This window comes from Limoniibacter endophyticus (assembly GCF_014652835.1).
Taxonomy (GTDB): Bacteria; Pseudomonadota; Alphaproteobacteria; order Rhizobiales; family Rhizobiaceae; genus Limoniibacter; species Limoniibacter endophyticus.
Window position 1 is genome coordinate 103,336 of record NZ_BMZO01000005.1, and the last position, 12,141, is coordinate 115,476.

11 protein-coding genes are annotated in these 12,141 nt (G+C 57.0%); 2 read left to right on the top strand and 9 right to left on the bottom strand.

Features of this window, described 5'->3' with window-relative positions; all coding sequences use genetic code 11:
* Positions 1-246: 246 nt before the first annotated feature.
* From IE151_RS08475 to IE151_RS08510, 8 genes are all read right to left on the bottom strand, one after another.
* Entirely contained in the window at positions 247-1,368 is a 1,122-nt protein-coding gene (locus tag IE151_RS08475) for an NAD(P)/FAD-dependent oxidoreductase (RefSeq protein WP_189489575.1), read from the bottom strand.
* 101 nt (positions 1,369-1,469) lie between these two features.
* On the bottom strand, positions 1,470-2,396 hold the full coding sequence (locus IE151_RS08480) for a carbohydrate kinase family protein (RefSeq protein ID WP_189489576.1): 927 nt from the start codon (positions 2,394-2,396) through the stop codon (positions 1,470-1,472).
* Between the two features lie 5 nt (positions 2,397-2,401).
* Complete coding sequence (locus IE151_RS08485) at positions 2,402-3,088, bottom strand: D-lyxose/D-mannose family sugar isomerase (protein WP_189489577.1); 687 nt, start codon at positions 3,086-3,088, stop codon at positions 2,402-2,404.
* Complete coding sequence (locus tag IE151_RS08490) at positions 3,085-4,044, bottom strand: hypothetical protein (RefSeq protein WP_189489578.1); 960 nt, start codon at positions 4,042-4,044, stop codon at positions 3,085-3,087. The genes IE151_RS08485 and IE151_RS08490 overlap by 4 nt, the downstream gene beginning before the upstream one ends.
* A gap of 3 nt (positions 4,045-4,047) precedes the next feature.
* Positions 4,048-5,160, bottom strand: coding sequence for an ABC transporter ATP-binding protein (locus IE151_RS08495; RefSeq protein ID WP_189489579.1), 1,113 nt, complete (start codon positions 5,158-5,160; stop codon positions 4,048-4,050).
* A gap of 3 nt (positions 5,161-5,163) precedes the next feature.
* The gene (locus tag IE151_RS08500; protein ID WP_189489580.1) at positions 5,164-6,045 is read right to left on the bottom strand and encodes a carbohydrate ABC transporter permease; all 882 of its coding nucleotides are present in this window, start codon (positions 6,043-6,045) and stop codon (positions 5,164-5,166) included.
* Entirely contained in the window at positions 6,042-6,920 is an 879-nt protein-coding gene (locus tag IE151_RS08505) for a carbohydrate ABC transporter permease (RefSeq protein WP_189489581.1), read from the bottom strand. The genes IE151_RS08500 and IE151_RS08505 overlap by 4 nt, the downstream gene beginning before the upstream one ends.
* A 155-nt stretch (positions 6,921-7,075) precedes the next feature.
* Positions 7,076-8,335: an ABC transporter substrate-binding protein gene (locus tag IE151_RS08510; RefSeq protein WP_189489582.1), complete on the bottom strand. Its 1,260-nt coding sequence runs from the start codon at positions 8,333-8,335 to the stop codon at positions 7,076-7,078.
* Between the two features lie 215 nt (positions 8,336-8,550).
* Between IE151_RS08510 and IE151_RS08515 the strand changes: the two genes are divergently transcribed.
* Entirely contained in the window at positions 8,551-9,567 is a 1,017-nt protein-coding gene (locus IE151_RS08515; protein ID WP_189489583.1) for a LacI family transcriptional regulator, read from the top strand.
* On the opposite strand, the gene IE151_RS08520 is transcribed toward IE151_RS08515, so the two are convergent.
* Complete coding sequence (locus tag IE151_RS08520; protein ID WP_189489584.1) at positions 9,558-10,463, bottom strand: hydrogen peroxide-inducible genes activator; 906 nt, start codon at positions 10,461-10,463, stop codon at positions 9,558-9,560. The two genes, IE151_RS08515 and IE151_RS08520, sit on opposite strands and share 10 nt — an antisense overlap.
* Positions 10,464-10,596: 133 nt before the next feature.
* Here IE151_RS08520 and katA point away from each other — a divergent pair, with 133 nt between their 5' ends.
* Positions 10,597-12,102, top strand: coding sequence for a catalase KatA (katA, locus tag IE151_RS08525; RefSeq protein WP_189489585.1), 1,506 nt, complete (start codon positions 10,597-10,599; stop codon positions 12,100-12,102).
* The last annotated feature ends 39 nt before the right edge of the window (positions 12,103-12,141 follow it).

Genomic DNA, 12,141 nt, shown 5'->3' on the forward strand with positions numbered 1-12,141 from the left:
AAGCAAAGAAAACAGCCGCCGCGCCTAGGGAGAAAGCGAGCGGTCACATTGCGGTTGCCGTTCCGAACTCGCCAAGAAGCCGAATGCTTGCTGGGCCGTCAGAAACGTCAGAACCCCGCGTGATATGGGAACTGGAAAAAAGTCGACGCTGGCCCCGGAGCATTGCGCTCATTCGTCATGGGCGAGGAGGCTGCTCACGCGTCAGCTCGTCGATAGGGGGCTATATGGTTAAGTTTGCAAGCAAAGTCAAGCGATGCTTGTGGCGAGCTTGTTTGCAACCAATTTGGCAATCGCCAGCGATGATGTCAGCCCCGGGCTTTCGATGCCGTAGAGATGCACCTGCCCCAAGGCGCCGTGCATGTCCGATCCGTGTATGGCGAAATCGGCAGCAACCGTGCCTTCCGGAACAAGCTTGGGACGAATTCCGCTATAGCTGGGAAGAAGCGCATCATCCTTCAGATTCGGCCAGTAGCGGCGTATTTCTTCGTAGAAGATGTCCGCGCGCCCTGCATCGACCCTGTAATCAATTGTCTGGATCCACTCGACATCCGGACCGAAGCGCATATTGCCGTCCAGATCGAGCGTCAGGTGAACGCCCAGGCCACCTTCTTGCGGGACAGGATAGATCAGGTGTGAGAAGATATTACGTCCATTTGCGGAGAAGTAATTGCCCTTGGCCATATAGAAGGGTGGAATGCTTGTAGCGTTGAACCCTTCAATGGAATGGGCGATGCTCTGTGCGCCCAAGCCGGCGGCATTGACAAAATTTTCCGCCAGGATCTCGAATTCCTCACCCGTGTCACGATTCTTGGTAAGCAGGACTACGCCGTTTTCCACGATTTTGCCGGAAACAATGCACGTACTAAGCGCGACAATGCCGCCCGCATTTTCAAGATCCCCTTCCAACGTCTGCATCAGCACATGGCTGTCGATGATGCCGGTTGAGGGGGAGAGCAGGGCCGCTTCGCAAGAGAGCGAGGGTTCAAGCGCCTTTGCTTGGCCTTTAGTCAGAATTTTCAGATCCTCGACGCCGTTGGCGAGCGCCTTCTGCTGAATGGCGTCCAGGGTGCCGATCTGCTCCTGCTCGGTTGCAACGATAAGCTTGCCGCAACGTTTGTGCGGAATCCCCCGGTCCTTTGCGTAGGAATAAAGCATTTCCTTACCCTGAACGCAAAGCTGCGCTTTCAACGACCCTTTCGGATAATAGATGCCGGCATGAATGACTTCCGAATTGCGCGAACTGGTTTCGCTGCCGATCATGTTCGCAGCTTCGAAGATCATGACTTCTTTGCCCCGAAGCGCCATCTCGCGCGCAATCGCCAACCCCACCACGCCTGCACCGGCCACCACGCATTCGATTTTATCCATGGGTTCCCCTGAACATGCCGCATCGTCCTTCCAAAACGGGTTTGGATGCAGAAGCCGCAGAGAGATGCCGCGAAGAAGAGAGGACAGCAAGCGGAAAAGGATCAGTCCAGGCTAATTTCTCTGGTCAGAGGCGGGTTCGCACCCTTGCGCGAAACGGTGACCGACGCTGCGGCAACACCGAGTTTCAACGCATATGCAATGGCATCGCGACCAGCCCTCTGGACACACCGCTTGGTCAGCAAGTCGTGTTCCTTCAGGCCGGCGAGAAAGCCTGCGTTGAAGGTATCGCCGGCGCCCACCGTGTCGATGACGTCAACCTTTCGGCCCGCGACGTTGATCTTGTCATGAGCGGTATAGGCGCAAGCGCCGTCGGCGCCGCGTGTGATGACCACGATCTTCGGACCCTGCGTCAGGAGACTTGCCGCCATTGCGTCAATCTGGCCATCTCCCTCCAGCCAGTGCAGGTCCTCGTCAGATAATTTGAGAATGTCGCTCATGGCGCACATGCGGCGGATACGACCCCGATAGAGCGCTTCTTCGCGAATGAAGCCGGGCCGCACATTTGGGTCGAGCATGATTAGGCGTTCACCGTGCTCGCGATTGAGCAGCGCCTCATAGGTGCTGCCGCACGGTTCGCCGATCAAGCTGATTCCGCCAAAGAACATGGCTTCGACGTCTCTTCCGATTTCCGGGAGATCGGCGGCCAGAATCATACGCCCGGCGGTGTTTTCGTCGTAGAAGCTATACCGGGCCTGGCCGTTGTCCAACTTGACGAAGGCAAGCGTGGTCGGGCGGTCGCTTTCCAGTAGATATTTCGTCGAAACATTGGATTTTCGCAGCTGGGTGCCAAGAATTTCCCCCAGCAGATCAGTTGAAATGCCGGAGAGGAAGCCAACAGGCTGACCAAGTCTCCCCAGCGCGATGGCGGTATTGAATACGGCACCGCCCGCAAGGGGCGCGAAGGCAGTGGCACCCTCAGCCTCGACCGGGATCATGTCGATGAGCGCCTCGCCGCAGCACAGGATCATGGTCGTTAGCCCAGATGCTTGTCGTAATCGGCGACGAGAAGATGAACCGGCTCGACATCTTCCTCGATATCGGAGAAACGGCCGATGGGATCACGGAAGATATTATCGGTGAGATCGTCATTGACGGTGGAGACTTCGCCGATCAGCACATCCTTGCCTTCTCCCCAGAAGGCATGCCAGACATTTGGCAAAAGTGTGACGCTTTCACCGGGTTCCAGCTTGAGCAATCCGCCCGCCGGCAGTTTCTTCATCACGCTGTCAACAGGTACTTCCACATTCGCCTGGTCATCAATCGAGCCGTCTTCGCGCGCGGCGAACAATTCGAGCACAAGTTTGCCGCCGCCACGATTGATGATGTCCTCGGCCTTGAGATTATGCCGGTGCATGGGTGAGATCTGATCCTTGCGTGAGATCATGATCTTTTCGGCGTAGAGCATACCCTTGCCCTTCGCCAGGTCGGCTACCTTGCCGTTGCGCACGGTGAAGAGGAAGAGCCCCAGTTCGTCGAACTTGCCCTGCCCGTAGTCGGTAATATCCCAGCCCAGGCGGGCGTTGATGATGCCGTCCATATCCGATCGCCTGGCCTTCATCTCGGCAGGTGTCCAATAGGCGAAAGGGGGGAGAACATAGCCAAAGGAGCGGATGAAGCGGTCGCCTTCGGCGAGAATTTCATTAACGCGGGAACGCTTCATTCTTTTGTCTCCAAAATGCTTGCGGATATTCTGTAAGAGGTGGACCAGGGGCATCCTGCCACGAAATGATGCACAGCTTCATCGTCCGAGTTCCGCGGAATGCCGTTTGCACCGAAACGCAGTTTCATGGGTTCCACGCCGAGGCCACGGAACCGTCCGCCCCATGGTGGCTTGGTGCGTCCTTGGGCCGAGACCCAAAGAAGCACCTCTGGCAAGGCCGAGGCATCCCATTCCAGCGTGGCCTGCATCCGACGATCCGGATAACGCACCGAAAGAACACCGCCGGCGCCGACGAGCTGAATCGCTTCCTCGGTGAGGCTGGTGGCGAGCGTCGCAAAGTCGGTCGTGGTGCCGTCCGCCAACGGTAGCGTCTCCAGCGAACGCGTTGCGCGGCCGGGGAGGAGTTTCGATACACCTTCCTCGAAGGTGACCGGAAACGTCAGAGCCTCTTCGAACGTCCCATGAAGCTGAATTCGTTCCGGGGCTTCCGGCAAGACGAAGACCGGATGCAGCCCTATGCCGAAGGCGCAATCCCTGCGCGGGAAAACCTTTAGCGACAATGAAATCGCCGCTTCGCCGTCTCGCACGGAGAGCGTGCGCTCAAGTTTTTCTATCGGATGTGTTTTCGGATAGCTGATCGCAAGCTTTACGTGTTTTTCGTCTGCCGCGATGATCTGCCAAAAATTGTCGGTGCCGAAGCCATGCACGACAGGGTCTACCGTGCTCTTGCCGAACGGCACGCATGCCCACTCCCCGCCAAGCTGACGCAGATGCGCGGGTATGGTAGCATCGGCCTGCACCTCGGCATCATCCTTCCATGGTGCCTCAGCCAGCGGAGTGACGCTACGCCCATCCTCTAATACGAACCGCGCATGATGCAGCATGGCACCGAGCGAGAACACGCTTGCCTCGCCACGATCCCAGAGCAGCCGATGCACTGTCCCGCTGACGGTCATGGCTCAGCCGATCCGCTGTTCAGTCTTCGGATCGAAGAACACGGCCTTGTCGAGATTGACGGCCAGTTCGGCTGTTGTTCCGGGCGTGATGCCGGTGTCAGCGCCAAGGCGAGCAACGACGGCCTTGCCACCGAGATGCGTCACGGCAAACGTATCCGCGCCCGCAGGTTCCACCACTTCGATTGGAGCGATGAAACGTGCCGTCTGCCCCTTGTGCGCTTCCGCTTCGCCAATCTCGAACAGCGCCTCGGGACGCACGCCGAAAATAACCTCCTGCCCGGCATGGGAGTTGAGCGCTCCGTTTTCGCCGGAAAGCGGCAGCGTAACCGATGCATCTCCGGTAGCGATCTCGATGGCCAGCGCGGTGCCATTCTTCTTGAGCTTGGCAGGGATGAGATTCATTGACGGCGAACCCATGAAATCGGCGACGAAAATGTTTGCAGGGCGATTGTAGATTTCCGTCGGCGTGCCGAATTGCTGCAACAGGCCGTCGCGCAGCACTGCAATGCGGGTCGCCAGCGTCATGGCTTCAATCTGGTCGTGCGTCACGTAGACGATGGTGGTGCCCATCTTCTGGTGAAGTCGTTTGATTTCGGTGCGCATGTCGACACGCAGCTTCGCATCAAGGTTCGATAGCGGCTCATCGAACAGGAACACCTGCGGATCACGCACCAGGGCGCGGCCCATGGCAACGCGCTGACGCTGGCCGCCTGAAAGCTGGCTCGGTTTGCGATCCAGCAGATGCGCGATCTGCAAGGTTTCAGCTACGGACTGAATGGCCCGCTCACGTTCAGGCTTTGGCACTTTGCGGATTTCCATGCCGAAGGCGACGTTCTGGCGTACGGTCATGTTCGGGTAGAGCGCGTAAGACTGAAATACCATGGCGATGTCGCGCTCGGAAGGATGCAGGTCGTTCACCACGCGACCACCGATGCTGATCTTGCCGCTGGTAATATTTTCCAGACCGGCAATCGTGTTCAGCAAAGTGGATTTGCCGCAGCCGGAAGGGCCGACCAGAACCAGGAAACCGCCTTCTTCGATTTCGAGGTCAATGCCTTTCAGGACCTGCGTGTCACCGAAGGACTTGTTGAGATTTTCGATCTTCAAGAATGACATGGATCAGCCTTTCACCGCGCCGGCCATCAGTCCGCGCACGAAGTAGCGGCCCGAAACGATATAGACGATAAGGGTAGGGAGGGCGGCAAGCACTGCGCCCGCGAAATGGACGTTATATTCCTTCACGCCGGAAGATGAGCTGACAAGATTATTCAGCGCCACCGTCATCGGCTGTGCGTTCAACCCACCGAAGGAAACGCCGAAAAGAAAGTCATTCCAGATTTGCGTGAACTGCCAGATGACGGTCACGACTATGATCGGGCCGGATGAGGGCAGAAGAATGCGCCAGAATATCTGGAAGAAGCTCGCCCCGTCGATCTGCGCTGCGCGCACCAGTTCCGTCGGAAATGCCGCGTAGTAGTTGCGGAAGAACAAGGTCGTGAAGCCTACGCCGTAGACAACATGGATCAGAACGAGACCCGATGTGGTGCCTGCAATGCCGAGCATCCCGAGGATGCGGGCGGCCGGAATGAGCACGATCTGGAACGGGATGAAGCAGGCAAGCAGCATGAGCGCAAACAGGATGTTGTCTCCGCGGAAGCGCCACTTTGTCAGCACATAGCCGTTGAGCGCGCCCAGGATCGTGGAAATGGCAACGGCCGGAACCACCATGAGGATGGAATTGACGAAATAGGGCTTCAGACCGTTGGCGGAGACACCGATCTGCGCCTGCGACCATGCATTCAGCCATGGCTCGAAAGTCGGGGCTGTCGGCGGGGCAAGCAAATTGCCTCCGCGGATTTCTTCCAAGGTTTTGAAAGAGTTCGCCAACATTATGTAAAGCGGCAGCAGATAGTAGATCGCAAACAGGATGAGTGCGATGTAGATGAGGCCGCGAACCAGCTTGTTGCCTGGAACTGTCGTGTCGAGGGTGCTTTGGCTCATTGTTGATCCCTCGGTTTCAGTTCCGAATAGAGGTAAGGAATGATGATCGAGAAGATCATCACCAGCATGATGATGGCCGAGGATGCACCGGTGCCCATCTGGTTACGGGTGAATGTATATGAATACATGAAGGTTGCGGGTACTTCGGTGGCGCCGCCGGGTCCGCCGCCGGTGAGGGCCACGACGAGGTCATAGGCCTTGATGGCGAGATGAGCGAGAACCACGAAAGCGGACAGAAACACCGGGCGCATCAGCGGAATGATGATGCGCCGATAAATCGTCCAGTTCGACGCGCCATCGATTTGTGCCGCCTTGATGATCTCGCTGTCGACACCACGCAAACCCGCAAGAAACATCGCCATCACGAAGCCGGAGGATTGCCACACGGCAGCGAGGACGACCGTATAGATCGCCATGTTCCGGTCGACGATCCAGTTGAACACGAAATTTTCGAAGCCCCAGTCACCCATCACGCTCTGAAAGCCGATAGATGGGTCGAGAAACCATTTCCATGCGGTTCCCGTGACGATGAAGGACAACGCCATCGGATAGAGGTAGATCGGACGCAGGAACCCTTCACCCCTGATCTTCTGGTCAAGCAAGATGGCCAGAAACAGGCCCAGCGCCGAGCAGATGACGATGTAGAGCGTGCCGAAGATCGCAAGGTTCTTCAGCGCCGTCCACCATAGGGGCGTGTTCCACAGGCGCACGTAATTGGCGAAGCCGACGAAGTCGTAGCTGGGCAACATGCGCGAATTGGTGAAGGAGAGGAACAATGTGTAGAGAATGAAACCATACACAAAGACGAAGATCATCGCGAGGCTGGGGCTGAGCACCAGCTTGGGAACGATGTCTTGCAGGCGGTTGCGGGTCATCGGACCGTCCTTGCATCACGTGTCGAGCATCAGACGGGAGGCATGCGACACGGAAACTGGAATTCGAAACAAAGGCGCTAAGCGCAAAATGCTGGAAGGTGACGACGGCCGGGGTGCGGTTGTCGCATCTCCCGGCCGTCTCCCCCGATTGCCTTTTACTTCGCGGCAGCGATCGCATCGGCAAGAGCTGCCGGGGCGTCATCGGTCGAAATCTGACCGTTGAAATGCTGGTTGACGATTTCAAGCACGGCGGCCTTCACAGCCGGAGGGCCACCGTAACCGTGAGCCATGGAACCGAGCAGTGTTCCGCCGCTATTGGCTTCCTTCAGGTCGGCCATGCCCTTCTTGCCACAGTCGTCGAACTCCGTGTCTTCAACGTCGGTGCGGGCCGGAACGGAGCCTTTGACCTTGTTGAAGGCGATCTGGAACGACGGATCCATCACGGCTGCGGCCATTTTCTTCTGGGCGGCCTTCTGCTCTTCGCCAGACACTTCGAACATGACGAACTGGTCGGCATTGAAGGTCACGGAGCCTTCCGTGCCGGGGAAGCGAATGCAAACGAAGTCTTCGCCTGGCTTCTGGTTTGCGCGCAGGAATTCGCCCTTCGCCCAATCACCCATGAATTGCAGGCCAGCGCGGCCTTCGATCACGTCAGCGGAGGCCAGGTTCCATTCCCGTGCGGCGGCTGCGTCGCCAATATATTCATGCAGCTTTTCCATGCGTGCAAATGCTTCCTTCATCTGATCCGAGCGCAGAGCCTCGTCATCGAAGGGTTCATTGAGCGTCTTCTTGTAGAGTTCCTTGTCGATGCCGAGAACGACGGCTTCGAACAGGGTGGCATCCTGCCATGGCTCGCCGCCATTGGCGATCGGCGTGATGCCGTTTTCCTTCATTTTGTCGAGAAGGGCGATCAGCTCTTCCCAAGTTTCAGGAGCTTTGCCGCCGGCGTCATCAAGCGCCTTCTTGTTGATCCATACCCAGTTGGTCGAGTGGACATTTACGGGAGCGGCAATCCAATGATCTTCGTACTTGCCGAAGTTCTGCAGTGCAGTCGGGATCACGTCACCCCATTTACCGGCTTTGGCAACGTCATCGACATTGGCGACAACGCCAGCCTGCGCCCATTCAGTAATGTCGTAGCCCAGCATCTGAACGGCGGTCGGCACATTGCCAGCCGTCACGTTGGCGCGCAGTGTGGTCATGGCCTGAACGCCTGAGCCGCCAGCAACCGGATAATCTTTCCAGGCTACGCCTTCCTTCCCGAGATTTTCCTTAAGAACGTTGAGGGCAGCTGCTTCGCCGCCCGCTGTCCACCAGTGCAGTACGGTGACTTCCTCGGCAGCCTTGGCAGCGCCAAGAGAAAGGGCGATAGCAGCCGCGCCTGCCGCGAGCACGGCGCGTGAACGGTTTTTCATGATGATCCTCCCAGATACTTCTTTGAACCTTGCGTATTTATAACGTTGTAAATGACGTTAACGTCAATAGTCAATCGCTCCAAGTTCGAGATTTTGCGCGGAAAATGGGTAGAACTTTTGCATTTCAATGGATTCAATTGTGTGGATGCTTGATGGATAGCGTCTTTCAAAATGAATTTATAACGTTATAAATAAACTTGCGGAGGAAGATATCATTGGAAAGAGGCGCCAAAAAGCCGACATTGAGGACCATTGCCGAGATCACCGGCCTTGCCGTGACCACAGTTTCGCGGGCTCTTGCCGATGCACCTCAGATTGCTCTGGATACGCGCACACGTGTTCGCCGTGTCGCAGATGAGATCGGTTATCTGCCCGATCGCGCTGCACAAAGGCTGCGCACCGGGCGCACCAATGTCATTAGCCTGATACTTGATCCGCACGACGAGATTCTGGGTTTTTCCACGTCGATAATACGCGGGCTGACAAAGATACTACGTGAGACCCGGTACAATCTCGTCATCACACCGCATTTCGCCGAGGTGCCGACGCTGGAGCCAGTGCAGCATATTCTTAAGAATCGTATGGCGGACGGGATGATCTTCTCGCGCACCGAGCCGTTTGATCCGCGCGTCAAGCTTCTGCTCGAAAACGATTTTCCCTTCGTCTCGCACGGGCGCACCGATTTCGTTTCGGCTCATCCTTATGTCGATTATGACAATGAGAGGTTTGCAATTACTGCTGCGAAAAGATTGATAGAGAAGGGGAGGAAAAAACTTGCGATCATCCTGCCGCCGGAGCGTTTCACCTTCTGTCAGCACCTGCGTTATGGCTTTATGTCGGTGGTGCGATCGGAGGGCGTGTCCTTCGAGATTGCCGAAGGGGTAACGCTCGATAGTCCCGCTTCAGACGTTTTCGCCTGGGCGCAAGCGCGTTTCGTAAAGGGAGATGCGCCGGACGGTTTCGTCTGTGCTGGCGAGGTGTCGGCGCTGGCCATCCTCGCTACTGCTGCGGATAACGGCCTGGAAATTGGACGCGACATCGACATCGTGTCGAAGTCCACTTCCGATATTTCGCAACTCTTCCGGCCGCGTATCGACCAGATCAACGAACCACTCGATGAGGCGGGCGAATTGATGGGGCGTTTTCTCTTGCGGCGAATTGCAGGGGAGTCTGTTGAAAAGCTCCAGCATACTCAACTGCCGGAGCCCCGTTTCATGACGTTTCACTCCTGAGAATACAGATCTAAGCCTCGCAGAACCTCCGCAAGCCGTTCGCAGTCGGCTTGCTTACGTCCGTTTCGCGCATAGGCGAGGCAGATGGAGCGGCTGGGTTGCGGCTCTGCGAAAGGCACAACGCGCACATTCGTCATCGCGGTGGCGCCGTTGCGGGCCATTTCGGGTACGAGCGTCACGCCCAGGCCATGCGAGACCATCTGCAAAAGTGTCGTCAGGCTAGTCGCGCCGAAATGGGCCATTGTTACCGGTTTTACGTTGCGGCAGACGGCAAGCGCCTGCTCGCGCATGCAATGACCTTCCTCCAGCAGCATCAGCTCTTCCAGTGCGGGATGATCGGGCTTGACCGGTGGGTTGACGAGCCGGTTGTCCCCCGCGTGGATTGCCAGAAAGAATCTGTCCTCAAATAGCGGCGCTTCAACCAGCCCTTTTTGCTCAAGGGGTAGGGCAGCGACCAGCGCATCCAGCCGCGCCGACAGGGTTTCTGCAATCAGCGAATGCGTTACGGCCTCTACGATTTCAAGTTTCAGCTTTGGGAAATCCGTCTTTAGCCGCGGGAGGAGCGACGGTAGCAGGTAGGGCGCGATTGTTGGAATGACGCCGAGGCGAAATCGTCCTTCGAGCGGTTGTCTTCTCGTGCTTGCCCCTTCTTCGAGTTCCTGCATCCCCTGGAGGATATGCTCCACTTTCGGCCAAAGCTCTGCACCGTCGGTGGTCAGGCGCACGCCTTTGCCACTGCGGTCGAACAATTGCTTGCCGAGGTGGGCTTCCATGTCCGCGATCTGCGCGGAAAGGGCTGGCTGGGAGACGCCTGCAAGCGCTGCGGCCTGCCCGAAGTGAAGCGTGCGAGCCAAGGAATCGAAATAAGAAAGATGTCTAATAGTTAGTCTAGCCATAAGTTTTTCTTATCGATCATAAAAGCAAAGTCAATTGGATTCTGAGTGGGAGTCACCCTAACTTGGAATTGTTCAAAAGATTGGCCGGCAAGAAGCTGGTCTCAATGTTCACCCAAAATGGGAGGCACTTCCAATGGCGGACAAGCCCACCTTGACGACCACAGCCGGTGCACCGGTACCGGATAACCAGAATTCTCTTACGGCTGGCGAACGCGGGCCGGTGCTGCTCCAGGATTACCAGCTTATCGAGAAGCTCGCGCACCAGAACCGTGAGCGCCTCCCTGAACGCGTCGTCCACGCCAAAGGCTGGGGTGCCTATGGCACGCTGAAGATTACCGGCGACATTTCGAAATATACCAAGGCAAAGGTCCTGCAACCGGGCAGTGAAACGCCGCTTCTACTGCGTTTCTCCACGGTGGCCGGAGAGATGGGGGCTGCTGATGCCGAGCGCGATGTGCGCGGCTTCGCCATCAAGTTCTACACGGAGGAGGGCAACTGGGACCTCGTAGGCAACAACACGCCGGTCTTCTTCGTCCGCGATCCGGTCAAATTCCCTGACTTCATTCATACGCAGAAGCGTCATCCGAAGACCAATCTTCGCTCTCCCACCGCGATGTGGGACTTCTGGTCGCTTTCTCCTGAAAGCCTGCACCAGGTGACGATCCTCATGTCGGATCGCGGCCTGCCCACCGACGTGCGCCATATCAATGGCTACGGCTCGCACACCTATTCCTTCTGGAACGATGCCGGCGAACGCTACTGGGTCAAGTTCCATTTCAAGACCATGCAGGGTCACAAACACTGGACAAACGAAGAGGCCGAGCAGGTTATCGGCAAGACGCGCGAATCCACGCAGGAAGATCTGTTCAACGCGCTTGAGAATGGCGACTTCCCGAAGTGGAAGGTTCAAGTGCAGATCATGCCTGAGCTTGATGCTGAAAAGACGCCCTACAACCCGTTCGATCTGACGAAAGTGTGGCCGCACGGCGATTACCCGCCCATCGACATCGGCATCCTTGAGCTCAATCGCAATGCTGAAAATTACTTCACCGAGATTGAAAACGCGGCCTTTTCACCGTCCAACATCGTTCCCGGCATTTCCTATTCACCCGACAAGATGTTGCAGGCGCGTGTCTTCTCCTATGCGGACGCGCACCGTCATCGCCTTGGCACTCATTATGAGAACATTCCGGTCAACCAGCCGAAGTGCCCGGTTCACCACTACCACCGCGATGGCCAGATGAATACATATGGCGGTATCAAGACCGGCAACGCAGACGCCTATTATGAGCCGAATTCCTTCTCCGGCCCCGTCGAAAGGCCGTCCGCCAAGGAGCCCCCATTGCGCATCTCAGGGGATGCCGCTCGTTATGATCATCGCGTTGGCAATGATGATTATTCGCAGCCGCGCGCTCTCTTCAACCTCTTCGACGAGGGGCAGAAGCAGCGTCTGTTCAAGAATATCGCAGCGGCCATGACCGGTATCCCCAAGCACATCGAAGATCGCCAGTTGGCACATTTCGATAAGGTTCATCCGGACTATGGCAACGGCGTTCGCAAGGCGCTCTCGGAAGCCGACGGTACTGAGCGTCCTGCAATCTCGGTGACGCCTGCAACCCCGCAGGAAGCTGCTGAATAACCGCCTGACCAAGGGGATACAGAAGCTTCGCGCTGGAAT

Bases quoted from the DNA above. Each gene is read 5' to 3' on its own strand.
- IE151_RS08485 (WP_189489577.1), bottom strand. From the start codon at position 3,088: ATGAAGCGTTCCCGCGTTAATGAAATTCTCGCCGAAGGCGACCGCTTC.
- IE151_RS08490 (WP_189489578.1), bottom strand. From the start codon at position 4,044: ATGACCGTCAGCGGGACAGTGCATCGGCTGCTCTGGGATCGTGGCGAG.
- IE151_RS08520 (WP_189489584.1), bottom strand. From the start codon at position 10,463: ATGGCTAGACTAACTATTAGACATCTTTCTTATTTCGATTCCTTGGCT.
- IE151_RS08500 (WP_189489580.1), bottom strand. From the start codon at position 6,045: ATGAGCCAAAGCACCCTCGACACGACAGTTCCAGGCAACAAGCTGGTT.
- IE151_RS08480 (WP_189489576.1), bottom strand. From the start codon at position 2,396: ATGATCCTGTGCTGCGGCGAGGCGCTCATCGACATGATCCCGGTCGAG.
- IE151_RS08510 (WP_189489582.1), bottom strand. From the start codon at position 8,335: ATGAAAAACCGTTCACGCGCCGTGCTCGCGGCAGGCGCGGCTGCTATC.
- IE151_RS08475 (WP_189489575.1), bottom strand. From the start codon at position 1,368: ATGGATAAAATCGAATGCGTGGTGGCCGGTGCAGGCGTGGTGGGGTTG.
- IE151_RS08495 (WP_189489579.1), bottom strand. From the start codon at position 5,160: ATGTCATTCTTGAAGATCGAAAATCTCAACAAGTCCTTCGGTGACACG.
- katA (WP_189489585.1), top strand. From the start codon at position 10,597: ATGGCGGACAAGCCCACCTTGACGACCACAGCCGGTGCACCGGTACCG.
- IE151_RS08505 (WP_189489581.1), bottom strand. From the start codon at position 6,920: ATGACCCGCAACCGCCTGCAAGACATCGTTCCCAAGCTGGTGCTCAGC.